This window comes from Cupriavidus sp. 01L45 (genome assembly GCF_056399885.1).
Genome location: NZ_JBFTSG010000044.1, coordinates 55,027 through 78,339 on the forward strand (window position 1 = coordinate 55,027; position 23,313 = coordinate 78,339).

The 23,313-nt window shown below is 67.3% G+C and carries 22 protein-coding genes; 15 read left to right on the forward strand and 7 right to left on the reverse strand.

The features are described from left to right. The first annotated feature begins 11 nt into the window (after positions 1-11). The 8 genes from AC1DT6_RS27120 (at position 12) to AC1DT6_RS27155 (ending at position 8,172) form a co-directional block, all read left to right on the forward strand. On the forward strand, positions 12-947 hold the full coding sequence (locus AC1DT6_RS27120) for an SDR family oxidoreductase (RefSeq protein WP_441630427.1): 936 nt from the start codon (positions 12-14) through the stop codon (positions 945-947). Further along, on the forward strand, positions 944-2,515 hold the full coding sequence (locus AC1DT6_RS27125; RefSeq protein ID WP_441630429.1) for an acyl-CoA synthetase: 1,572 nt from the start codon (positions 944-946) through the stop codon (positions 2,513-2,515). Before AC1DT6_RS27120 ends, AC1DT6_RS27125 begins: the two co-directional genes overlap by 4 nt. Positions 2,516-2,585: 70 nt before the next feature. Next, positions 2,586-3,743, forward strand: coding sequence for an acyl-CoA dehydrogenase family protein (locus AC1DT6_RS27130; protein ID WP_441630431.1), 1,158 nt, complete (start codon positions 2,586-2,588; stop codon positions 3,741-3,743). A gap of 52 nt (positions 3,744-3,795) precedes the next feature. After that, positions 3,796-4,797: an acyl-CoA dehydrogenase family protein gene (locus AC1DT6_RS27135; protein WP_441630433.1), complete on the forward strand. Its 1,002-nt coding sequence runs from the start codon at positions 3,796-3,798 to the stop codon at positions 4,795-4,797. Beyond that, positions 4,794-5,471 (forward strand): hypothetical protein, encoded by a 678-nt coding sequence (locus AC1DT6_RS27140; protein ID WP_441630435.1) that lies wholly within the window; start codon positions 4,794-4,796, stop codon positions 5,469-5,471. Before AC1DT6_RS27135 ends, AC1DT6_RS27140 begins: the two co-directional genes overlap by 4 nt. Positions 5,472-5,492: 21 nt before the next feature. Beyond that, on the forward strand, positions 5,493-6,287 hold the full coding sequence (locus AC1DT6_RS27145) for a crotonase/enoyl-CoA hydratase family protein (RefSeq protein ID WP_441630437.1): 795 nt from the start codon (positions 5,493-5,495) through the stop codon (positions 6,285-6,287). 25 nt (positions 6,288-6,312) lie between these two features. Further along, a complete protein-coding gene (locus AC1DT6_RS27150; RefSeq protein WP_441630439.1) occupies positions 6,313-7,335 on the forward strand; it encodes an NAD(P)H-dependent flavin oxidoreductase in 1,023 nt (340 codons plus the stop codon). A gap of 135 nt (positions 7,336-7,470) precedes the next feature. After that, positions 7,471-8,172 carry an alpha/beta hydrolase gene (locus AC1DT6_RS27155; RefSeq protein WP_441630441.1) on the forward strand — a complete coding sequence of 234 codons (702 nt, stop codon included), beginning with the start codon at positions 7,471-7,473 and terminating at the stop codon, positions 8,170-8,172. A gap of 55 nt (positions 8,173-8,227) precedes the next feature. Here AC1DT6_RS27155 and AC1DT6_RS27160 read toward each other — a convergent pair whose 3' ends face one another. Continuing rightward, positions 8,228-9,172: a LysR family transcriptional regulator gene (locus AC1DT6_RS27160; RefSeq protein WP_441630443.1), complete on the reverse strand. Its 945-nt coding sequence runs from the start codon at positions 9,170-9,172 to the stop codon at positions 8,228-8,230. Between the two features lie 246 nt (positions 9,173-9,418). Between AC1DT6_RS27160 and AC1DT6_RS27165 the strand changes: the two genes are divergently transcribed. From AC1DT6_RS27165 to AC1DT6_RS27190, 6 genes are all read left to right on the forward strand, one after another. Continuing rightward, positions 9,419-10,642, forward strand: a complete 1,224-nt coding sequence (locus AC1DT6_RS27165; protein WP_441630445.1) for a CaiB/BaiF CoA transferase family protein — start codon at positions 9,419-9,421, stop codon at positions 10,640-10,642. A gap of 54 nt (positions 10,643-10,696) precedes the next feature. After that, positions 10,697-11,665 (forward strand): Bug family tripartite tricarboxylate transporter substrate binding protein, encoded by a 969-nt coding sequence (locus AC1DT6_RS27170; RefSeq protein ID WP_441630447.1) that lies wholly within the window; start codon positions 10,697-10,699, stop codon positions 11,663-11,665. Positions 11,666-11,669: 4 nt separating this feature from the next. Continuing rightward, positions 11,670-12,128, forward strand: coding sequence for a MaoC family dehydratase (locus AC1DT6_RS27175; protein ID WP_441630449.1), 459 nt, complete (start codon positions 11,670-11,672; stop codon positions 12,126-12,128). A gap of 22 nt (positions 12,129-12,150) precedes the next feature. Then, a complete protein-coding gene (locus tag AC1DT6_RS27180; protein ID WP_441630451.1) occupies positions 12,151-12,927 on the forward strand; it encodes an SDR family NAD(P)-dependent oxidoreductase in 777 nt (258 codons plus the stop codon). A 178-nt stretch (positions 12,928-13,105) separates the two neighbouring features. Then, on the forward strand, positions 13,106-14,302 hold the full coding sequence (locus AC1DT6_RS27185; RefSeq protein ID WP_441630453.1) for an acyl-CoA dehydrogenase family protein: 1,197 nt from the start codon (positions 13,106-13,108) through the stop codon (positions 14,300-14,302). A 15-nt stretch (positions 14,303-14,317) separates the two neighbouring features. After that, positions 14,318-15,445 (forward strand): acyl-CoA dehydrogenase family protein, encoded by a 1,128-nt coding sequence (locus AC1DT6_RS27190; protein ID WP_441630455.1) that lies wholly within the window; start codon positions 14,318-14,320, stop codon positions 15,443-15,445. A gap of 153 nt (positions 15,446-15,598) precedes the next feature. Here AC1DT6_RS27190 and AC1DT6_RS27195 read toward each other — a convergent pair whose 3' ends face one another. The 4 genes from AC1DT6_RS27195 to AC1DT6_RS27210 form a co-directional block, all read right to left on the reverse strand. Further along, a complete protein-coding gene (locus tag AC1DT6_RS27195) occupies positions 15,599-17,020 on the reverse strand; it encodes an aldehyde dehydrogenase family protein (protein WP_477103642.1) in 1,422 nt (473 codons plus the stop codon). Between the two features lie 53 nt (positions 17,021-17,073). After that, on the reverse strand, positions 17,074-17,982 hold the full coding sequence (locus AC1DT6_RS27200; protein ID WP_441630459.1) for a TauD/TfdA dioxygenase family protein: 909 nt from the start codon (positions 17,980-17,982) through the stop codon (positions 17,074-17,076). Positions 17,983-18,115: 133 nt separating this feature from the next. After that, positions 18,116-19,891: a hypothetical protein gene (locus tag AC1DT6_RS27205; RefSeq protein WP_477115082.1), complete on the reverse strand. Its 1,776-nt coding sequence runs from the start codon at positions 19,889-19,891 to the stop codon at positions 18,116-18,118. Between the two features lie 102 nt (positions 19,892-19,993). Continuing rightward, positions 19,994-21,670: a GMC family oxidoreductase gene (locus AC1DT6_RS27210; protein WP_477115083.1), complete on the reverse strand. Its 1,677-nt coding sequence runs from the start codon at positions 21,668-21,670 to the stop codon at positions 19,994-19,996. A gap of 294 nt (positions 21,671-21,964) precedes the next feature. Between AC1DT6_RS27210 and AC1DT6_RS27215 the strand changes: the two genes are divergently transcribed. After that, positions 21,965-22,681: a GntR family transcriptional regulator gene (locus AC1DT6_RS27215; RefSeq protein WP_477103644.1), complete on the forward strand. Its 717-nt coding sequence runs from the start codon at positions 21,965-21,967 to the stop codon at positions 22,679-22,681. Positions 22,682-22,726: 45 nt separating this feature from the next. On the opposite strand, the gene AC1DT6_RS27220 is transcribed toward AC1DT6_RS27215, so the two are convergent. Both AC1DT6_RS27220 and AC1DT6_RS27225 read right to left on the reverse strand, forming a co-directional pair. After that, positions 22,727-23,125 carry a Zn-ribbon domain-containing OB-fold protein gene (locus AC1DT6_RS27220; RefSeq protein ID WP_441630465.1) on the reverse strand — a complete coding sequence of 133 codons (399 nt, stop codon included), beginning with the start codon at positions 23,123-23,125 and terminating at the stop codon, positions 22,727-22,729. A 4-nt stretch (positions 23,126-23,129) separates the two neighbouring features. After that, the coding region (locus AC1DT6_RS27225) for a thiolase C-terminal domain-containing protein (protein ID WP_477115084.1) at positions 23,130-23,313 on the reverse strand (184 nt) is incomplete at its 5' end.

The window sequence follows — 23,313 nt, forward strand, 5'->3', positions numbered from 1 at the left end:
AAGGATTCGCCATGCAACAGCTTTGCAAGGATCGCGTAGTCGTTATCACCGGCGCTGGCCGGGGCCTCGGGCGCGAGTACGCGCTGGAGTTCGCGCGGCAGGGCGCCAAGGTGGTTGTCAACGACCTGGGCGGGAAGGGCGACGGTTCGGGCGCGGCCAGCGGACCCGCGCTGGAAGTGATCGCGGAGATCCGCGCGATGGGCGGCGAGGCCCTGGCCAACTTCGACGACGTGGCCGACTGGGCCGGCGCGAAGAACATGATCGACGCCGCCATCCGCGAGTTCGGCGGGCTGGATGTGCTGGTCAACAACGCCGGCATCCTGCGCGACCGCACGCTCGTCAACATGACCGAGGAAGACTGGGACTCGGTGATCCGCGTGCATATGCGCGGCACCTTCGCGCCGTCGCGCCATGCCGCCGCCTACTGGCGCGAGGAGTCCAAGGCGGGCCGCCAGCGCGTGGCGCGCCTGATCAATACCAGCTCGTCGTCGGGCCTGTACTGCAACGCGGGCCAGGCCAACTATGGCGCGGCCAAGGCGGGCATTGCCGCCATGTCGGTGATTGCCTCGCGCGAACTGGACCGCTATGGCGTGACGGTCAACGCGATCTACCCGACCGCGATGAGCCGCCTGACGGAAGACATCTTCGCGGCCAGGCGCGCCGAGTTCACCGCCGGCGCCGCGCCGGGCTTCGATCCGCTGGACGCCGGCAACGTGGCGCCGCTGGTGGCATGGCTGGGCAGTACCGAATCGAGCGATATCACCGGGCGCGTGTTCGGCGTGCGCGGCGGCCGCATCACCGTGGCCGAGGGCTGGCATGCCGGCCCGCGCATGGAAAAGGAAGGCCGCTGGCTGGCCGAAGAACTGGGCGCGAGGATTCCCGGGCTGGTACGGCAGGCCGCGGCCAACGCCGACACCTCCGGCGAGATCCCGGGAGTGACTCGATGACCAAGACCCCGAAATACCTGGGCGACCACGCCGAACTGACGCCGGAAAAGCCCGCGGCAATCAACGGCACCACCGGCGAGATCCTGACCTATCGGGAACTCGACGCGCGCTCCAATCGTTTCGCCCAGTGCCTGTACGCGCTGGGGCTGCGGCGCGGCGACCACATCGCCATGGTGCTCGAGAACAATATGCGCTGCTTCGAGCTGTGCTGGGCGGCGCTGCGCTCGGGGCTGATGATCACCCCCGTCAACCGCTTCCTGACGGCGGCGGAAGCGGCCTACATCATCCAGGACAGCAATGCCCAGGTGGTGGTGACGTCGTACGCCATGCGCGACCTGGCGGCGCAGCTCTCCGGCCAGATGCCCACCTGCCGCCTGCAACTGATGATGGATGGCACGATCCCCGGCTGGGACAGCTACGAGGCAGCCACGCAGGCCTGTCCCGCCGAGCGCCTGGCCGAGGAATGGATGGGCGCCACCATGATCTACAGCTCGGGCACCACCGGGCGGCCCAAGGGCATCATCCGCAACCAGCCCAACGGCATGGTCACGGAAGGCTCCGGGTCGGCGCGCCGGCCGCAGTTCGAACGCTACGGCTTCGACGCGCGGACCATTTACCTGTCGCCGGCCCCGCTGTATCACACCGCGCCGCTCGGCTACGGGCTGGAAACGCAGTTCTGCGGCGGCACCATCGTCTTCATGGAGAAGTTCGACGCGGTGGAAGCGCTGCGCATGATCGAGCGCTACCGCGTGACCCACAGCCAGTGGGTGCCGACCATGTTCATCCGCATGCTCAAGCTCGAACCGGCGCAGCGCCAGGGCTTCGACCTGTCCAGCCACCGTGTCGCCATCCATGCCGCGGCGCCGTGCCCGCAGGACGTCAAGCACCAGATGATCGACTGGTGGGGGCCGATCCTGCATGAGTACTACGCGGCCACCGAGGGCAATGGCGTGACCACGCTCGATACGCAGCAATGGCTGGCTCACCCCGGTTCGGTCGGCAGCGCCTTGCTGGGCGTCCTCCATATCTGCGACGACGAGGGCAATGAGCTGCCGGTGGGGGAAACCGGCATGGTGTACTTCGAGCGCGAGCAGCTCCCGTTCCACTATCACAACGATCCCGAGAAGACCCGCTCGGCGCAGCATCCGGTGCATCCGACCTGGACCGCCGTCGGCGACGTGGGCCGCCTGGATGCGGACGGCTATCTCTACCTGACCGACCGCAAGGCGTTCATGATCATCTCGGGCGGCGTCAATATCTATCCGCAGGCTATCGAGGACGCGCTGGTGGTCCACCCTAGCGTGGGCGACGCCGCGGTGATCGGCGTGCCGAACGCCGAGATGGGCGAAGAGGTCAAGGCCGTGGTCGAGCCGGCCAGCGGCGTGGTGCCGTCGGAAGCGCTGGCCGAGGAACTGCTGGCCTACCTGCGCACCAAGGTGGCCCGCTACATGGTGCCGCGCTCGATCGATTTCATCGACGCCATGCCGCGCCTGCCGACCGGCAAGCTCTACAAGCAGCCGCTGCGGGAGCGCTACTGGAATGCGCCCGTACCGGCGCGCAAGACCTGAATAACGATGCGGCGGGCCGGCCGCGCTGTAGCGCCGTGCCATCCGCCCGCACCGAAACCTGGAGCAAGAAGTGAGCAACCTGCTTGATGCCTTCCACCTTACGGCCCTGCCTCCCGAGGCCGAGGCCTTTCGCGCGGAAGTGAAGGATTTCCTCAAGGAAAGCCTGCCACCCGCGACCGCCGATATCCGCGCGCGCTCGTGGCTGGGCTTCGACGCAGCTTTCAGCCGGCGCCTCGCCCAGCGCGGCTGGGTCGGGCTGACCCTGCCCGCCAGCTACGGCGGCGCGGGCATGGATGCGTTCAGGCGCTTCGTGCTGGTGGAGGAACTGCTGGCCGCGGGCGCGCCGGTGGCGGCCCACTGGGTGGCCGACCGGCAGAGCGGTCCGCTGATCCTGAAATACGGCAGCGAGGCGCAGAAGGACTTCTACCTGTCCCGGATCTGCGCGGGCACGGCGTTCTTCTGCATCGGCATGAGCGAGCCGAACGCCGGTTCGGATCTGGCCAGCGTGCGCACGCGCGTCACGCGCTGCGAAGGCGGGTGGCGCCTGAACGGCCGCAAGATCTGGACCACCAACGCGCATCACTGCCACTACATGATCGCGCTGGTGCGCTCGTCCGGTGTGCCCGAAGACCGCCAGAAGGGCCTCTCGCAATTCATCGTCGACCTGTCGCTGCCCGGCGTCAACGTGCGGCCCATCGTCGACCTGACCGGCGACGCGCACTTCTCCGAGGTGACCTTCGACGACGTCTTCCTGGCCGACGGCACGCTGATCGGCAACGAGGGCGGCGGCTGGGAGCAGGTCACGGCGGAACTGGCCTTCGAGCGCAGCGGCCCCGAGCGCATCTACTCCAGCATCGTGCTGATCGATTGCTGGGCCGGGCACCTGCGCCGGCACGGCGCCAGTGACGCCGATACCGTTTTGCTGGGCAGCTTCGCCACGCAACTGGCCACCTTGCGCAGCCTGTCGGTGGCGGTCACCGCCAGGCTGGTCCGCGGCGAAAGCCCGATTGTCGAGGCGGCGCTGGTGAAGGACATCGGCACGGAGTTCGAGCAGGCCATCCCCGCGCTGCTGGAAGCCGCCATTGCCGCGGACCCCGGGCAGGAAGTGGATGCCGAGCTCTATCGCACGGTGGCTTACCTCAGCCAGATCTCGCCGACATTCTCGCTGCGCGGCGGTACGCGCGAAGTGCTGCGCGGCATGATCGCGCGCGGCCTGGGCTTGCGCTGAAGCACGCGGCCAACGCATACGGCTAATGCCTACGATTTAGAAAGAGAGACTCATGTTCACCGAAGCCATTGAGCAAATCCTGCGCGACCGGGTCACACCGGAAGCGGTGCGGGCAATCGAGAAAGGCGCGGCGCCCACGGCGGTCTGGGACGCGCTGGATGCGGCGGGTTTCCTGGAACTGCTGGCGCCCGAGGCCGAAGGCGGCGCGGGGCTGCCATTGCCGGCGCTGGCGCCCATCTTCACCGCTTTCGGGCGCTATGCCTTGCCGGTGCCTGCGGCGCAGAGCATCGCGGCGCGGGCGCTGTTGCGCGACGCCGGCGTGCCGGTGCCTGCCGGCATGATCACCCTGGCCGGTGCCTGCCGGCGCACGCCGGACGGCGTGCTGCGCGCGCCGCTGGTGCCGTTCGGCATGACCAGCGACCATGTGCTCGCGAACGTGGACGGCAGCCTGCTGCTGCTTGACGCGACGCAAGCGCAGCGCGTGCCCACCGGCGTGCGCGGCAGCCTGTGCGGCACGCTGAGCTGGAACAGTGACGCCGTGCCTGCCGCCCTTGGCGGCAATGGCGAAGAGGTTCGTCTGTTCAGCGCGGCGATCCACGCGGCCGCTATCGCCGGTGCCCTTGACCGGGTGTTCGGCATGACCCTGCAATACTGCAATGACCGCTCGCAATTCGGCAAGTCGATCGGCAAGTTCCAGGCGGTGCAGCATCAGTTGAGCGTGATGGCCCAGCATGTGGCATCGGCGGGCATTGCCGCCGAAATGGCCTTCAGCGATGCGGGCCAGGTCCCGGCCCGGCTGCCGGCAGCCATGGCCAAGGCGCGCACCAGCATGGCGGTGCCGCTGGTGGCAGCGGCGGCGCACGCCCTGCATGGCGCCATCGGCGTGACCGAGGAATACGATCTCCAGCTCTACACGCGGCGCCTGCATGAATGGCGCGCGGCCGATGGCGCGGAGACGTTCTGGAACCGCATGGTCGGTGAAGCGCTGCTGGACCGGGCGCAGGGCTCGGTGGCGGATTTCGCACGGACGACGCTCTGCGCCGTGCCGGCATGAGCGCGCGCAGCCGGGCCGCCGGGCGGCTGCTGCCGATCCTCAGCGAACTCCGGATGGAAGTTCGCGCGCGCAGCCGGCTCGCCCACAAGCTCACGCTGAAGCGCACGGCGAATGGCACGGAAGACTACTACGCCCATCTGGCCGGCTTGTTCGATCGCTGGATCGAGGACAGCGACTTCCATACGCGGGTGGTCTGCTTCGCCTCGGCGACGGAGTTCGGCATGGCGATGCAGCACCATGCCGAACGCTGCCAGGCCGCGGCCCAGGAGAGCGGATCGGATGCGCTGCGCGCGCTGTTCTGGGCGTCCCTGCGCCGTATTCAGGCGCGGCGCGGCCACGCCCCTGACATGCGCGCGCCCGCGCCCCCGCCCCCGCCGTTGGCCGCCAGCCCGGAGGCGGCACCGCCATTGCAGGACCTGTGCGCGCGTTGCGAAAGCCTGCGCCACGACGCGCGCTGCGCCGATGGCCATGCCGCGCTGCGGCCTGTCGGCGACGTCCGCTGGCGCAGCTTTGGCGCGGGCGTCGTGTGCCAGACCAAGGAACATCAGTGCCGCGCCTGCAACACCAGATGGACCCGGCGCTGGAGTGTGTCGGATCCGTTCACGGGATGGACAGTGACCCGCCATGCCGCACCCATTCACCACGATGGAAGCATCGTATCAAGCAGCGATTGACGCAGCGAGGAGAACAAATCCATGTCCGATTTTCTGAAGTACGAGCAGGAAGGCCACATCGTTACGCTGACCATGAACGAGCCGGAACGGCGCAATCCCCTGACCGGCAACACGGCGGTACCGGAGTTCCTGGCCGCCGTCGACCGGATCCAGGACGACCGCTCCGTGCGCGCCGTGGTGATCACCGGTAGCGGCGCGGCGTTTTCGTCCGGCGGCAATGTGCGCGACATGGGGCGCCATGCCTCCGGCGAGGTACCTGGCATGGAGATCCGGCAAGACTACCGGCGCGGCATCCAGCGCCTGCCGCTGGCGCTGTTCAACCTGGAGGTGCCGTTGATCGCGGCGGTCAACGGGCCTGCCATCGGCGCGGGGCTGGACCTGACGTGCATGTGCGACATCCGCATCGCGTCGGAGCAAGCCAGGTTCGCCGAGAGCTTCGTCAAGCTGGGCATCATTCCCGGCGACGGCGGCGCCTGGCTGCTGCCGCGCATCGTCGGCCTGTCGCGCGCGGCGGAGCTGACCTTTACCGGCCGGATGATCGATGCGCGCCAGGCGCTGGAATGGAACCTGGTGTCGCGCGTGGTACCGGCCGGGGAACTGCTGCCCACCGCGTACGGCATCGCGCAGGCGATTGCCGCCAACCCGCCGCACGCGGTCCGGCTGGCCAAGCGGCTGCTGCGCGAGGGCATGCACACGCGGCTGGACACGCTGCTGGAGATGTCGGCGGCCTTTCAGGTCCTGTCGCACCAGACCGAGGACCATCGGGAAGCGGTCTCCGCCTTTGTCGAGAAACGTTCCCCGTCGTTCGAGGGATAAGCATGGCGCAAGCCATCGTCATGCCATGACAGAATCCAGCTTTCGCACGCGCATCACCGATCTCTTCGGCATCCGCCATCCGCTGCTGCTCGGCGGCATGCATCACCTCGGCGAATCCGGCATCGTCGCCGCGGTGGTCAACGCGGGCGCCATGGGGTTTATCACCGCGCGCTCGTTCGACAGTGTCGACGCCTTGCGCCGCGATCTGCGCCGCTGCCGGGCGCTGACCAACGGCCGGCCGTTCGGCGTGAACCTGACGCTGTCGCGCCGCCCGGGCGCCAACAAGGACGTCGCCGCGTGGATACAGGCCGCGCTGGCGGAGGGCGTGCGCCACTTCGAGAGCGCGGGTTCGTCGCCAGGGGAACTGGTCGATGCCATCCATGATGGCGGCGGCATCCTGATCCACAAGTGCCCCAGCGTGCGCCATGCGCTGAGCGCGGAGCGGCTTGGGGTGGACGCGATCGCGCTGGTCGGGATGGAAGAGGGTGGCCATCCGGGAGACAACCAGCTGTCGGCGTTCCTGAATGGCGCCTTTGCGCTGGAGCAGATCCGCATCCCGCTGGTGATCGGCGGCGGTATCGGCAACGGCCGGCAGATTGCCGCCGCGCTCGCGCTGGGCGCCGACGGCGTTGTCATGGGCAGCCGTTTCATGGTCGCGTCGGAGATCATCGCGCACGATGCCCTGAAGCAGAGAATCGTGGCGTCCGATGCGGGTTGTTCGACCGCGATCCTTGCTTCGCTCGGCGATACGTGGCGGGTCCTGGTCAATGACGCGGCGCGCGAGGTGCAGCGGCTGGAAGCCGGTGGCGCGCGCCGCCATGCGGAATTTGGCGACCTGATCCTGTCTTCGCGTACCCGGCAGCGGGTCTACCAGGATGGCGATGTCGAAGGCGGGATCGTCTCGCTGGGGCCCGCCGGCGGCTTTGCCGATGGCATCGTGCCGGCGGCGGAGATCGTTGAGCGGCTCATGCGCGATGCGGCGAGTGCAGCACGGATGTTCGCCGGGCGCTTTGCCTGGGCGGCTCCCGGGCATGTTTTCCCGGCTTAGACCGCGGTTCAATCGTCTAAGCTAGTCAGCATACGGTTCCCGAGGGATTTGGGTCCGGTAGCTTGTTCCATGGTTACGGCATTGTTGTGCGGGATGGCAGCCCCCGATCTTCATGCTGCCAAACGGAGAAAGGATATGACCAAGTCTCGGATGAACATTGTTCTTGTGCATGGTGCCTGGGGCGATGCCTCGCACTGGCGGGGCGTCATCCCCTTGCTGCACGCCAAGGGCTACCACGTGGTCGCGGTGCAAAACCCCCTGACGGGGCTGGCCGACGACATTGACCGCACGAGCAAGCTCGCCGCGGCACAGGAGGGTCCGACCTTGCTGGTGGGGCATTCCTATGGCGGCGCGGTCATCACCGGCGCTGGCCACGCGCCGAATGTGGCGGGCCTTGTCTATGTCGCCGCGTTCGCGCCGGATGAAGGGGAAAGCCTGGGGAGCATCTTTGCACGGCAAGCGCCGCCTCCGGGCGCCGCGCATATCCGGCCGGACAAGGAAGGCTTCCTCTGGCTCGATCCCGTGGCCTTCAAGGAGAGCTTTGGCGACGACCTGGATGACACGGACGCCCTGGTGATGGCGGCGACGCAAAAGCCTATCGCAGCACGGTGCTTCGAGGATAAGTCCGGACCGCCGGCCTGGAAGACCAAGCCTGCCTGGTACCAGGTGTCGGACAACGACCGCATGATCCCGCCGGAGGCCGAGCGCTGGATGGCGGAACGCATGCAGCCGAAGAAGACGATTTCGCTTGCGGCGAGCCACGCTTCGCTGGCGTCGCATGCGGGAGAGATCGCCGATCTGATCGATGAGGCCGCCCGCTCGCTGGAGGCGAAGTAGACGCGCCTGACGCAGCGCTTGCCGAGACCATCGGCAGGCAAGCGGGGACGGGCAGTCAGGGGACGGGATGCGTCAGCCCGGCGCATCCCGTCCCGTCCGCCACGGTCCCGAGCGGGAACTCGCGCTCCGCCAGTTCCCGGAAACGATGCGCCGCCTGGCTTTCAAGGCCCGGGCGGTGGACCAGCGCCAGGCCGATGGATGCCGCCAGCGGGAAGTCGGTGAAGGGCCGGTAGACGATGCCGGCGCTCGGCCAGCGTTTCACGATGGACGGCACCAGGCCAACCCCGAGCCCGCTTTCCACCAGTGCCAGTACGGTCTGGATCTGGATGGCTTCCTGCCTGACGCGCGGCAGGAAGCCCGCGAGCTGGCAGGCCATCATGGCCGCGCTGTGCAGCCCGGACCCTTCGTCCGGGGCGTACATCACAAAGCGCTCCTGCGCCAGTCCGGCCAGCGGCATGGGTCCTTCACCGGCCAGCGGGTGGGCGCGCGGCAGCGCTGCCACGAACTGGTCGTGCTCCAGCTGCAACTGTTCCGCGTTGGCGCGCCTGAGCAAGGGCGTGCGCACCAGGCCCACATCGAGCGCTTCCTCGTCCAGCATCTGCATGATGCGCACGGAAGTGGATTCGCGCAGGACCAGCTCCACACCGGGGTAGTCGGCGTGAAAGCGGGACACCAGGCGCGGCAGCAACGCAAGGGTGGCGGAGCCGACAAAGCCGATGCGCAGAACGCCGCCGGTGCCGCAACTGGCGGCACGGGCCACTTCGCTCAACTGCCCCCCGTGAAAGAGGATAAGACGCGCTTCGGCCAGCGCGGCGCGGCCGGCGGCGGTCAGCGTGACGCCGCGCGCGTCCCTGGAAAACAGCGTGATATCCAGCTCCGCCTCCAGCTTCTGGATCGAAACCGACAAGGCGGGCTGCGCGATATGCAGGCGTTCGGCGGCGCGGTGGAAATTCAGCGTTTCGGCCAGCACGACAAAGTGCCGTATGCGTCGGAGATCCATCAGATCGGGGACTTCGCTTAGAGGGGACTTCGAAGGGAACATGTTAGTCCGCCGCGCGGGCATTACGCATCCGGGTTAGCCCGATAGCGCAACGACGTGCGCGGTGCCGGCACGCGGCGCGATAACGATTGTCTATCGGCCGCGCGCAAATCGGTATTGGACGCTGTCTTGCGCGCTGACTAATCTGGCGCGACGTTCGATGACAGATTCGATGACAGATGCAATTTTTGGCGAGGACAGACTGACATGATGAAAGCGCTCGGACATATCAAGGTGCTCGACCTGACACGCGTGCTGGCAGGCCCGTGGGCCACGCAGAATCTCGCCGACATGGGCGCGGACGTGATCAAGATAGAGCGGCCGGGCGGAGGCGACGACACGCGCGCTTATGGCCCGCCGTTCCTGAGGAACGCGCAAGGCATGGAAACCGCCGATTCGTCGTACTTCCTCAGCGCCAATCGCGGCAAGCGCTCGGTCACGGCGGACCTGGCCTCGCCGGAAGGCCAGGAGATCGTGCGCGAACTGGCGCGCACGGCGGACGTGCTTGTGGAGAACTACAAGGTGGGAACGCTGGCACGCTACGGCCTTGCCTATGAAGACCTGCGCGCGCTGAATCCGCGCCTGGTCTATTGCTCCATCACCGGCTTCGGCCAGTCCGGGCCCTATGCGTCGTTGCCCGGCTATGACTTCGTGTTCCAGGGCATGAGCGGCCTGATGAGCATCAGCGGCCTGCCGGACGGCGAGGCCGGAGGCGGCCCCGTCAAGTCCGGCATCGCCATCAGCGACCTGCTTACCGGCATGTACGCCAGCACCGCCATCCTGGCCGCGCTGGAACACCGCAATATCAGCGGGAGCGGCCAGCATATCGACCTGGCGCTGCTCGACTGCATGGTCACCATCGGCTCCTACCAGGCCATCAATTACTTCCTGTCCGGCAAGATTCCGCAGCGCATGGGCAATGCCCACTCCAACATGGTGCCTTACCAGGTGTTCCGCTGCCAGGAGGGCGACGTCATCGTGGCGGTCGGCAACGACAACCAGTTCACTGCGTTTTGCGGTGTAATCGACCGGCCCGGGCTGGCAACGGATCCCCGTTTTTCCTCGGCCCCGCAGCGCAATCGCTATCGCGCGGAGCTGATCCCCGAGATCGCGCGCGCCATGCTGACGCGCCCGATGGCGGAATGGATCGCGCGCATGGAAGCGGCCAATGTGCCATGCGGTCCGATCTACAACATGCAGCAGGTATTCGAGGATCCGCAAGTCAGGCATCGGCAAATGCTGCTGTCCATGCCCCATGGCAATGGGGTACAGGTGCCCTCGCTCGCCAACCCCATCCGCTTCTCCGACACGCCGATCCGCTATGAGCGAGCCGCGCCCACGCTTGGCCAGCACACCGACGAAGTGCTGGCGCGGGAACTGGGCTATCCGCCCGAGCGCATCGGCGCGCTGCGCGGCAAAGGGCGGATCTGAGCCCTGGCCGGCGCCGCGCCACATCCATCGATAACAGAAATGGCGGAGACAACCATGCAATGCTTCGTTCGTGCCATGGCAATTGCCGTGGCCTTCCTGTGCATGCCGGCGGCCACGCATGCACAAGGCCGGAACCAGCCCATCCGCTTCATCGTGCCCTATCCTCCGGGTGGCGCCACGGACCAGATAACCCGCCTGGTGGCGCATGAAGCCGCCAATGCGCTGGGCACTCCGATCGTGGTGGAAAACAAGGCCGGCGGGGCAGGGATGATCGCTGCCGAGACGGTTGCCCGCGCCGAGCCGGACGGCAGGACTTTCCTGATCGGTTCGAACGGCCCGCTGGTGATCAACAGCGCGCTGTTCCGCAAATTGCCCTACGACCCTGTCAAGGACTTCGTGCCGGTGGCGGGCCTCGGCAAGACGCCGCTGTTGCTGGCCATCAGGCCCGGTTTGCCGGTGAAGTCGGTCGCGGAGCTGGTAGCCCTCGGCAAGAAGGAGCCGGGCAAGCTGACCATGGGATCGGCCGGCAACGGCAACATCTCGCACCTGGCCGGCGAGTACACCGCCAATGCCCTGGGCTTCAAGGCCACCCTGGTGCCCTATGGCGGCAGCGCTCCCGCCATCATCAGCCTGGTCGGCGGCAATATCGACCTGCTCTTCGACGCGCTGCCGTCGTCGCTGCAACAGGTACGCGCCGGCAAGATCCGCGCGCTTGCCATTCTGGACGCCACGCGCTTTGCGCTGCTGCCGGACGTGCCGACGCTGCGCGAACTGGGTTTTCCCAATACCGATGCCAGCGCGTGGTTCGGCGTGGTGGCCCCGGCCAGGACGCCGGAGCCGGTCATCGCGAGACTGAGCAAGGCCATCAATGTGTCGTTGCGGCAACCCGCGCTGATAGAGAAGCTGCAGGCCATCGGCGCGCAACCCCTTCCTGCCACCCCGGAGGAGTTTGGCCGTCTCCTGAGCGAGGAACGCGCCAAATGGATTCCGGTGGCGAACACCCTCGGACTGAAAGCGGATTAGACCTATGCATACCCTGAACTCCATCGACGCGGTTCGCGCCCGGCTACACGGGCCGGCCGCGGTCAGCGGCTATTTCACCCTTGACCAGGCCACCATCGACACCTTTGCCAACGTGACCGGCGACCGGCAATGGATCCATGTCGATCCGGCGCGCGCCGCCGCCGATTCGCCCTATGGCTGCACCATCGCCCACGGGCTGCTGACCCTGTCGATGGTCACCGTCGCCTACACGCAGTGCTTCAGCCTTCCGGGCTGCAAGCTCCTGCTCAACTACGGCTTCGACAAGATCCGCTTCACCGGCCCGGTGCCGGCGGGTGCCCGCATCCGCGGCAGCTTCCACCTGGCCGGTCTGGAAGACGTCCGCCCGGGCGAGGTGCGCGGCATCTGGCGGGTGGAGATCCATGTGGAAGGGAGCGAGCGCCCGGCCATGGTGGCCACGTGGCTGCTGCAGATGCGCTACTGATCGCCGACAGGAAGGAGAGAATATGGACTGCACCCCGAATTCCCTGCAGGGAAAGAGCATCATCGTCACCGGCGCGGCACAGGGCATCGGCCGCGCCATCGCGCGCCTGGCGCTGGACCTGGGCGCCCAGGTGAGCGCCGTGGACCTGAACGCCGAAGCGCTGGCCGAACTGCGGCTGGCCTGCGGCGACGCCCCGCTGCTGACGCTGGCCGGCAGCGTAGCCGACGCGGAATTTGCCGCGCATGCCGTGCGCGAAGCCGTGGCGCGTTTCGGGGCCGTGCATGGCCTGGTCAACAACGCAGGCATCACGCGCCCGGCCATGATCGAGAAGATGACGGCGCAAGCCTGGCAGCAGGTGATCGACGTGCACCTGACCGGCTCCTTTCACTTCCTGCAAGCGGCCGGCCGCCACATGCTGGAGCGCGCGCGCGCCGGAGACGCCACGGGCGGGGCCATCGTCAATATTTCATCCGACGCGGGGCGCCGCGGCACCATCGGCCAGATCAACTACGGCGCGGCGAAGGCGGGCGTGCTGGGCCTGACCATGTGCGCGGCGCGCGAGTGGGGCAAGTACGCCATCCGCGTCAATACCGTCGGCTTCGGCGTGGTGGAGACGCCGATGACCGAGACCATCCGCAGCGACAAGTTCCGGGACACCTACCTCGCGCAGATCCCGCTGGGGCGCTGGGCGGCGCCGGAAGAAGTGGCGCGTCCGGTTTGCTTCCTGCTTTCCGATGCGGGCTCTTATGTGACGGGGCAGCACCTGTCGGTCAACGGGGGCTACACCATCGGTCTTTGAACCCGGTGCGGCGGCGCCGGCAGGGTGTTCTTGCCCGATGGGTGGCCCACCCGTCGGCGCGCGGCCGGGACGCATCTCGTACCGCTAGCATGGGGGCAGCCAAACACTTTCAAACACGCCGGGCCTGGCGCAGGCAGAGAGGCGCCGGGCGCGCGCGAGCATACGAGGGGACAAGCCAATGGATTTGCGATTCACCGCGGCGGAACAAGGGTTCCGGGAGGAGGTCCGTGCCTTTGCGCAGGACAGGCTGCCCGCCGATATCCGCGACAAGGTGCTGGGCCACCGCCGCCTGGGTAAGGACGACTACGTGCGCTGGCACCGTATCCTGCACGCGCACGGCTGGGGTGCGCCGGCCTGGCCGAAGCAGTTCGGCGGCACCGGCTGGACCGCCATGCAGCGCCTGATCTTCGAGATCGAGACATTCCGCGCCGGCGCGCCGCGCCTGCTCTCGTTCGGCCTGACCATGATCGCCCCGGTGCTGATGAAATACGGCAGCCCCGAGCAACAGGCGCGCTTCCTGCCGCGCATCCCGGGCATGGAGGATTTCTGGTGCCAGGGCTACTCGGAGCCGGGCTCGGGCTCAGACCTGGCCTCGCTGAAGACGCGCGCCGAGCGCCGGGGCGACCGCTACATCGTCAACGGCCAGAAGATCTGGACCACCATGGCCCAGTACGCAGACTGGATCTTCTGCCTGGTACGGACCGATCCCGAGGCCAAGCAGCAGGAAGGCATCTCGATGCTGCTGATCGACATGAACTCGCCCGGCATCACCGTGCGGCCCATCGTCACGCTCGATGGCAGTCACGATGTCAACGAAACGTGGTTCGAGAATGTCGAGGTGCCGGTCGCCAACCTCGTGGGCGAGGAAAACCGTGGCTGGACCTACGCCAAATACCTGCTGGGCCATGAGCGCACCGGCATTGCCGGCATCGGCCATTGCCACCGCGAGTTGCGCCAGCTCAAGCACTATGCCAGCCAGGCCACCGATGGCGCGGGCCGTCCGATGAGCGAGGACGTGCGCATGCGCGACAAGATCGCGCGCCTGGAGATGGACCTGATGGCGCTGGAGATGTTGCTGCTGCGCGCGATCACCCAGGATGGCGGCCGGGGCCCGGGCCCCGAGGCCTCCATCATCAAGATTCGCGGCTCCGAGCTGCAGCAGGATATCGCCATGCTGCAGATGGAGGTGGCTGGCCCGCACGCCTGGCCATTTGCGCCGCAATGGCTCGACGCGGGCTCCGTGCAACCGGTGAGCGGCCCGGACTGGGCCGCGCCGGCGGCCTCGACCTACTTCGATATGCGCAAGACCACGATCTATGGCGGCGCCACCGAGGTGCAGAAGAACATCATCGCCAAGATGATCCTCGGTTTCTGAAGGGACTAAGCAGACATGGACTTCACCTACAGCGAAGAACAGCAAATGCTGGCGGACAGCCTGCGCCGGTTTGTCGACACGGAATATACCTTTACGCAACGCCGCAACAGCGCACGCGGTGGCGGCGGCTTCGACCGCAGGATGTGGTCGGCGCTGGCCGAGATGGGCGTGCTGGGACTGACCGTGCCGCCGGAATTCGGCGGCTTCGGCCAAGGTGCGGCGAGCCAGTTGGTGGTGCATCGCGAGCTGGGCCGGGGCCTGGTGCTGGAACCGGTGATCCCCAGCGCGGTGATGGCTACGGCGGTGCTCGCCGCGTACGGCAGCAAGGCGCAGCAGCAAGCCTGGCTACCCGCGCTTGCCGCCGGCGAGCGCGTGCTTGCGCTGGCCTATCTCGAACCCGCCACCCGTTACCGCCCGGAGGCCGCGCGCGCCAGCGCCGAGCGCCGCGGCGACGGCTATGTGCTCAACGGTATCAAGTCGCTGGCCTGGCACGGTGCGGCCGCGGACGCCTTGCTGGTCAGCGCCCGTGTCGCCGGCAGCAACGACCTTGCGCTATTCCTGGTGCCGCGCGACGTGCCCGGGCTGACCATCGGTGCCTACCCCACCATGGATGGCCTGCATGCCGCGGACCTGACGCTGAGCAATGTGCTGGTGGGCGGCGATGCGGTGATCGGCCAGCCTGCCGATGGCCTGGCCGCGCTCGAGCACGGTATCGATCACGGCCTTGCCGCGCTCTGCGCCGAAGCGGCGGGCGCGATGGAGAAGCTGATTGCCATCACCGGCGAATACCTGCGCAACCGTCACCAGTTCGGCAAGCCGCTGGCGAGTTTCCAGGCCCTGCAGCATCGCATGGCGGATATGCTGGTGCAGGCCGAGCTGGCGCTGTCGATGGCCTATGTTGCCGCGCAGGGGCTGACCGAGTCCGACCTCGCCGCGCGTCGCCGTATGCTGTCCGGCGCGAAGGTGGTGGTGGCGAGGGCTGGCCGCCTGGTCGGCCAGCAAGCGGTGCAGCTGCACGGCGGCATGGGCATGACCGATGAGCTGGAGGTGGGAGACTACTTCAAGCGGCTGACGATGATGGATGTGCTGCTGGGGGATTCGGATTACCACCTGGGGCGGTATTGCGTGGCGATGGCCGCGTAGTGCCTGTGTTCTGAACGGGTGCGGGTGGCCTGCGGCAAAACGCCGGTTTGCGCCCCTCTCCCGCCATGCGGGAGAGGGCGGCATTGCTGGAGTCACCCCAGCGATGAATCGACCCACACGAAAGCCGGATAAACCTCGCTTTCTTCTCTTGTTTCAGCTCGTCACCGACTTGCACTCCAGGAACTCGGCCAGACCCTCGGCCCCATACTCCCGCCCGTTGCCCGAAGTCTTGTACCCGCCGAAAGGCACCGTGATATCCAGCATCGCCCCATTGATCCGCACCGATCCCACCCGCAGGCGCGCCGCCACGCGGCGTGCGCGTTCGGGGTTGCCCGAGGCGATATAGCCGGCCAGGCCGAACACGGAGTCGTTGGCAATCGCGATGGCGTCCTCTTCGCCGTCATACGGGATCATGGCCAGCACGGGCCCGAAGATTTCCTCGCGAGCGATGGCCATGTCATTGCGCACATCGGCGAAAACGGTGGGCCTGGTGTAGAAGCCGCGCTCCAGCCCTTCCGGACGGCCAGGGCCGCCAGCCACCACGCGCGCGCCTTCCTCGATGCCGATGCCGATCATGCGCTGCACCTTTTCGTACTGCCCACGGTTGGAGATCGGGCCCATCCTGGTGGCCGGATCCGCCGGGTCGCCCACGACGACCGCGTTGGCAGCCGCGGCGGCGATGGTGACGGCCTCCTCATAGCGTTCGCGCGGCACCAGCATGCGCGTCGGCGCCACGCAGGTCTGCCCGGAGTTGGCCATGCACTGCGCCACGCCGCTGGTCACCGCGGCTTGCAGGTCGGCATCGTCGAGGATCAGCAGCGCGGACTTGCCGCCAAGCTCCTGGGCCACCCGTTTGACGGTAGGGGCGGCGCTGATCGCCACTTCCACGCCGGCGCGCGTGGATCCGGTGATCGACACCATGTCCACGCCGGGGTGCGAGGAGAGGGCGGCGCCCACGATCGGGCCTGCGCCATAGATCATGTTGAATACGCCGGGAGGCGTGCCGGCTTCGTGCATGATCTCGGCGAAGATGATCGCGTCCAGCGGCGAAATCTCGGACGGCTTGAGCACCACCGTGCAGCCCGCGGCCAGCGCCGGCGCAACCTTGGCGGCGATCTGGTTCAACGGCCAGTTCCAGGGCGTGATCAGCGCGGCGACGCCGATCGCCTCTCGCCGGACATAGCTCTTGGCATGCGCGGTTTCGAACTCGAAATGGCGCAGCGTCTCCACGGCGGCCTGGATCTGCGCCAGCCCGATGGGCGCCTGCACGTTCTTGCACAGCGTGATAGGGGCGCCGATTTCGGCACGCACGGCCTCGGCGATGTCGCCCAGGCGGGCGCGGTAAAGCTCGATCACGCGTTCAAGCAGGGCGATACGTTCCTCGCGGCTGGTTTCCGACCACGCCGGGAAAGCAGCCCGCGCGGCGGCGACGGCGGCGTGGACGTCCGTGGCGGTGCCCATTGCCAGCTTGCCGGCCGGTGCTTCGGTGGCCGGATCGACGATATCCACCAGCGTGCTGCCGGCGGATGGTTCGACCCATTGGCCGTTGATGTAGAAATGGTTCAGCATCTTCATTAGCGTTCTCCTTCGTGTTTTGTACGCGTGGTACGAGCAGCCGGATGCCCGGCTCAGACCGGACGGTCGCCGATGACGGTCGCCCGCATCATGTGCCGTACCGCCGGGAAGTAGTCCTGGACTGCATAGTGCTGGGTGGAGCGGTTGTCCCAGAAGGCAATGGTGTTGCGCTGCCATTTCAGACGCACCTGGTACTCGGGCGCGGCAGCCTGGCGGAAGAGGTATTGCATCAGGTCCATCTCCGCCGGCCGGAAGTCGGAGCCGATGCGGTACGGCTGCTCCCTGGCGTAGTTGGCGAAGTGGGTCGTGAACCCCTCGTTGACGTAGAGGATCTTTTCACCGCTTTCCGGATGCGTGCGCACCACGGGGTGGACCGCGGGCGGGTACTTCTGGCGCATGGCCTCGTACTTGTCGTCCGCAAGGGCCTGGCCGAAGGTCGGCATCGCGTCGTGCACGCCATTGAGCCGGGCAATGCGCGCCTTGACGTCTTCCGGCAGGTTGGCATAGGCCGCCGCCATATTGACCCAGATCGTGTCGCCGCCCACCTCGGGCGTTTCCACGCAACGCAGCATCGAGGCCATGGACGGGACTTCGCGCCATGACACGTCGGAGTGGTACAGGTTCTCGCGGCCGCGCTGCCCCCCGTTGCGGCCAAACACCACCAGCTCCGGATGGTCCGGGTGGTGGCCGATCATGGGGTGGATCTCCAGTTCGCCGAAGCGGCGCGCCACGGCCACATGCTGCGCCGGCGAGATCTCCTGGTCGCGGAAGAACAGCACCTTGAACTTCACCAGCGCGCGGCGCAGGGCGAGATAGGTAGCGTCGTCGAGCGGCTGGCGCAGGTCGATGCCGCCGATCTCCGCGCCGATGGTCGGCGTGGACCGCCTGACGGTAAAGGGCCAGCTCTCGGTGTCCGTCGCCCTGGTTGCAGGCAGGTCGGGGGCGGTAACAGCAGCTTGCATCTTGTGTCTCCTCGTCTTTGGGGCTGCCATCAGCCGCCACCTGGCGCTGGCTGTACGGCAGTTGCATACAGGCTGACGCGTTCGCGCCAGCCAGGCTCCTTGCGAAAGCGCGGGCATTGCGCCACCCATGGCGTCAGTCGTGCCGCGCCGTCATCACCGGGTCGTCCGCCGGCACGCGCCGCATCTTCGCCGTGTCCAGGCGCATCAGCCCGAACGCACCGCTGTAGAAGATGTGGCCCTGCGGATCGACCTTGATCGGCGAGTAGAAGCCGTTGAAGGTCGGGTCGCTGCCAGTGCGGATTGTCATTACGGTCTTGCCGGTGTCGAGATCCATGCCGATGTGGTAGCGATCATTCCACTTGCCGGTGAAATACCCGTCGATGATCGCCATGCGGCCGGCACCGCTGATCATTGGCACGATCGAGATCGAGGACACATCGGTGCGCACCCATTGCGTGCGCCAGGCATGTGCCTTCTGCTGCCACTTGAGGGCGGCGACGCCGGCCGGGCCGGGGCGGGTGGCGCCGTTGACCAGGCTGGCGAAGGTGCCGGACGGGCTGAGCTGGGGGGCGCTTCCGGTGGGAATGTTGTTCACGACGAAGGCATAGTCGCCGAAGCCGGCCACGGATTGCTCCGACTGTACCGACTCCTGCGCCGGCCCCATGTCGACCACCTTCTGGTCGGCGATGCGCGGCGACAGCGTGCCGGGCTTCTGTTTCCAGCCGGCGGGGATCTTGTCCCGCCAGAACGCTACCAGGCGCATCTTCTTCGCGCCGTCGGTGATGACGACCAGCTTGTCCTCATTCGGGCTGAACCCCATCAAGGTCGGCGTCGAGCCGGTGCCGTCGCCGATCTTCGGCGCCGGCATGCGCACGCCGCGATCGTAGGACGCCTGCCATGCGCCGCTGGCTTCGTCGCTGCGGATCTTGCCGTCCTTGTCCACCACCAGGCGGTACATGGTCGTGTTGGATGCGACATACACCGCGCCGCCGTTGGCCTCGGGGCCGGTGGCGAAGCTGTTCATGAACAGTTCGTCCTTGCCCGCAACCGTGAAGACGTCGACGACTTCGAGCGTGTCGCGGTTCAGGGTGATGACCTTGCCGCCCAGCGTATTCACGACCAGGTAGCCGTTGTAAGACATGCCCATGCCGAACAGGATGTCGGCCGGACTGCGCGTGCCGCTCGCCGCCCTGGCATTGTCGAAAAGGGAAGCCGGCAGCGTGATCGCCCGCGGCGCCTTCATCCCGGAGCCCGCTTCCTTCGGATCCTCCTGGTCGATACGGAAGATCTGGCGGCCGCTGCAGCCGTAGAAGGCGTCGTCACGGCCGAGTACCGCATAGACCGCGCCGTTGGCGACCTGATCTTCCGCCAGCGTCAAGGCGCGGTTCGGCTGGGACTTCATATAGTCGAGCAGACCCTGCTCGTCCCTTGCATCGAGGAACGTCTTCACCTCCGCGGCCTGTTCGCGGCGCCGCTCGGCGGTGACCGGCGTGTAGTTCGGCAGGTGTACCGGAATTTCGGTGCGGGCGAGTTCCACCAGCTTGTCGCCATCCACGCCCACCTTGCGCAGCGAAAAGCCGGCCCACCACCAGTAGATGTCCTTGCCGCCGACGCGATCGGCAACCAGGGGCAGGCTCCCCGATTCGTTGGGAATGACTTGCACCGAATCGGGCGTGACTTCGAAGTTGCCGCGCGGCACGGCAAAGCCGACGCTGTCCGTAGCGGCATCGTTCCAGTGAGTCTGGTTGTTGTAGGACTGCGCGAGATACGGGTTGGGAACCGGACCAGCGRGGCCGGCCGCGTGCGCTGCCGCGGCGGCAGCGGCGAGCGTCATCGCCAGGGCAAGCCGGCGGCCGCGGGCGTGGGTACGGTCGGAAGAAAACCGGGTGGTGCAGGGACTTTGCTTCATATCACTCACTTCTGCTTCGGGATGTCGTCTGTCATGAAGGGCCGCTCGGCTTGCCGGCCTACGCCGGGAAAAACCGGCGCGGCCGGTTCCCGGGCGGCCTGGTTACCTGGCGGCCGCGCGGATCAGGTCAGCCGCCTTCTCGCCGATCATGATGGCCGGCGCGTTGGTATTGCCGCCGATCAGGGTCGGCATGATCGAGGCATCGGCCACGCGCAGGCCCTCCACGCCGCGCACGCGCAGTTCGGGGTCGACCACCGCCATGTCGTCGGTGCCCATCTTGCAGGTGCCTACGGGGTGGAATACGGAATCGGCATGCTTGCGGRTGTAGGCGCGGATCGCCTCTTCGTTGCCCTCGCCGGCGCCGAACGCATCGATGAGCAGCGCCTTGYCGCCCGCACCTGCCAGCGCCGGCTGCGAGAAGATGCGGCGCATCGCCCTGACACCCGCCACCATGCCTGCCATGTCCGCTTCGGCCGACAGGAAACGCGGATCGATCAGCGGCGCATCGCGCGTATCGGTAGACTGCAGCCGCACGTGTCCCCGGCTTTCCGGGCGCAACACGCAGGCGAGGGCGGTAAACCCATGCTTCAGCTCGCGCCGGCTCATTCCGGTGTGGGTGGGCGAGAGTCCGGGCATGAAATGCAGTTGCAGGTCCGGCTCGGGGAGATCGGGGCGGCTCTTGATGAAGGCGCCGGCTTCGGCCAGGTTCGAGCTGACCATCCCGGTGCGCTCACGCCGGTAGCGCCGGATTTCCGACAGCATCCGGAATACGCCGCCCAGGCTGTAGCCGTACAGATCGGTCGAGCGGACCTGCTGGCAAAGGGTGATGTCGAGGTGATCCTGCAGGTTTTCGCCGACACCCGGCAGATCGTGGACCACGGCGATGCCGTGTTCGGCCAGATGCGATGCGGGGCCGATGCCCGAGGCCAGCAGCAACTGGGGGGAATTGAAGGCGCCGCCGCTAAGGATGACTTCGCGTCTGGCGCGCAGGGTCTGCTCGGCGCCGGCGCGCGACACGCGCACCCCGGTGGCGCGCTTGCCTTCGAAGACCACGCGCAGCGCTTGCGTCCCGGTCAGGACGGTCAGGCCCCTGCGCCCGCCGTTCAGGGCGGTGTCGGCGGCGTTGCCGCCATGCAGGTAGGCGCGCGCGCTGTTCCAGCGTTCGCCGTTGCGTTGCGTGACCTGGTACAGGCCGGCACCTTCCTGCTCAGCGCCATTGAAGTCATTGTTCAACGGCAAGCCGGCCTGCACGGCCGCCGCGACGAAGCGCTGCGAGAAGGGGTTCGGCGTGCGCAGGTCGTTGACATGCAGCAGGCCATCGCTGCCATGGTGCCTGTCGCTGACGCGCTGGTTGCGCTCGCTGCGGCGGAAATAGGGCAGCACATCGTCGTAACCCCAGCCCTTGCAGCCCAGGCGCTCCCAAAGGTCGTAGTCATTGCGGTGGCCGCGGATGTAGACCATGCCGTTGATCGAAGAACTGCCGCCCAGCCCCCGGCCGCGCGGCTGGTAGGAGCGCCGCCCGTCGAGGCCCGGCTGCGCAACGGTGCGGTACGCGTAGTTGCGCGGACCGCGCTTGGGCACCACGGCRGCCAGGGCGAGCGGCGTCCACACGCTGTAATGATGGTCGTCCGGGCCAGCCTCCAGCAATGCCACCGTGACCGCCGGATCTTCCGCCAGCCGCGCCGCCAGGGCGCAGCCGGCCGAGCCCGCGCCGACGACGATGTAGTCATACTCCGCCGCTGCCGCTTGCGCGCGGGAATTCTGTGCTGCGTTGCTCATTCCGTTCTCTCGTATCGTGAAGCGTTGCTCGCTGGCCGGTATCGCCGCGCAAGACACGAGAGCGCGCAAAGGGTCACACCGGGGTTGCGCATGACTGGCAGCCGGCGTGTCTGTGTCTCGCTCCGTATCTCTGAGCCGGCGGTACGGTCGGCCGTACTCTTGGCGGTTCAATACTGCCACGACCTGTTATAACAGGTCAAGGGTGAGGGAGGACTCCTGTCATGATAGGTATAATCCATGGACCGCCAGGATCTCCAGCCAGGGGATCCGCTCGAAACACGAAGGACCCGGACCTTGACCACGCCCCAGCCCAGATTCAGGCAAATCGAAGAAGAACTCCGCCAGCGCATCGTCGACAACAAGCTTGGGCCTGGCGCCAAGCTGCCGTCGGAATCCGAACTGATGGCGGAGTTTGGCGTCAGCCGCATCACGGTCCGGCAATCGCTGGCCGGACTGCACGCCAGCGGCCTGATCGAGAAGTTCAACGGCAAGGGCAGCTTCGTCACCCGGCCCGCGGAGACCTCGAACCTGGGGCCGCTGACGGGCTTCTATGAGGCTTCGCGCGCACGGGGGAAACTTGCCCATGGCAAGCTGGTCTCGGTGCGCAAGATCAAGGCGCCGGCGTTCGCCGTGGAAGCACTGGGCCTGAATTCGGGCGCTGCGCTGCTATGCGCTACTACGCTCCGGATGTCGAATGCCGAGCCCGCGGCCCTCTTCATGATCATGGGTGACGAAGCGGTGATCCGCGCGCTGGTGAAGGAGGACCTTGAGACCAATGACGTCATGGCGATCTTCGAGAGCCGGCTGGGTTACCGGATGAAAGAGGTCACTACCGAAAGCTCGGCGATCCCCGCCGCCGGGGATGTGGCGCGGCGGCTGGGGGTCGCGGATGGAACCCCGCTGCTACGCCTGCGATGCACCCCGATCGATATCCGTGGCATCGCGCTTTGCACATCGGAGCTGATCTTTCGGGGCGACCGCTACTCCCACAAAGCGACGGTGACGCGCTAGCCGGCGTTGTCGAGCGGCGTCCGGAAGCCGGACGGACCCCGTCAGTCAGGCGAGCGTGAAGGCCGGCACCGGCGCCCCATCGGCGGTCGCGGCGAACTTGAGCCGGACCGGCTGGCCGATGCGCACCGCGTCCAGGTCGCAATCGATGATGTTGGTCATCATCGATACGCCTTCCTCGAGCTCCACATAGGCAATGCAGAAGGGCGTGGGACCGGCCCGGCGGGTAACGCTGAGCGAATAGACGGTGCCACGGCCCGAGGCCTGCTTCCATTCGGTCTCGCCCATGCAGAACGGGCACAGCGTGCGCGGATACCAGTGCGGCTTGCCGCAGGACTTGCAATGCCTGACCAGCAGGCGGCCTTCGCGCGCGGCCTGCCAGAACGCCGCGTTGTCCGGCGACTCGGCCGGTGCTTTCAACAGGGTGGGGGTGTAGGGGGTCGCCATCTTGTTACTCCCGTTCCATGATCAAGGTGGCGCTGCCATGGCGCGAGCCGAGATAGCCGCCGGTGCCCTGGGCCAGCGCCAGGTCGCAGTTCCTGACTTGCACGGCCGGGTGCGCTTCGCCGCGCAACTGGCGCACGGCCTCGATCACCTTGGTGATGCCGCCGCGGTTGGCGGGATGGTTGTTGCAC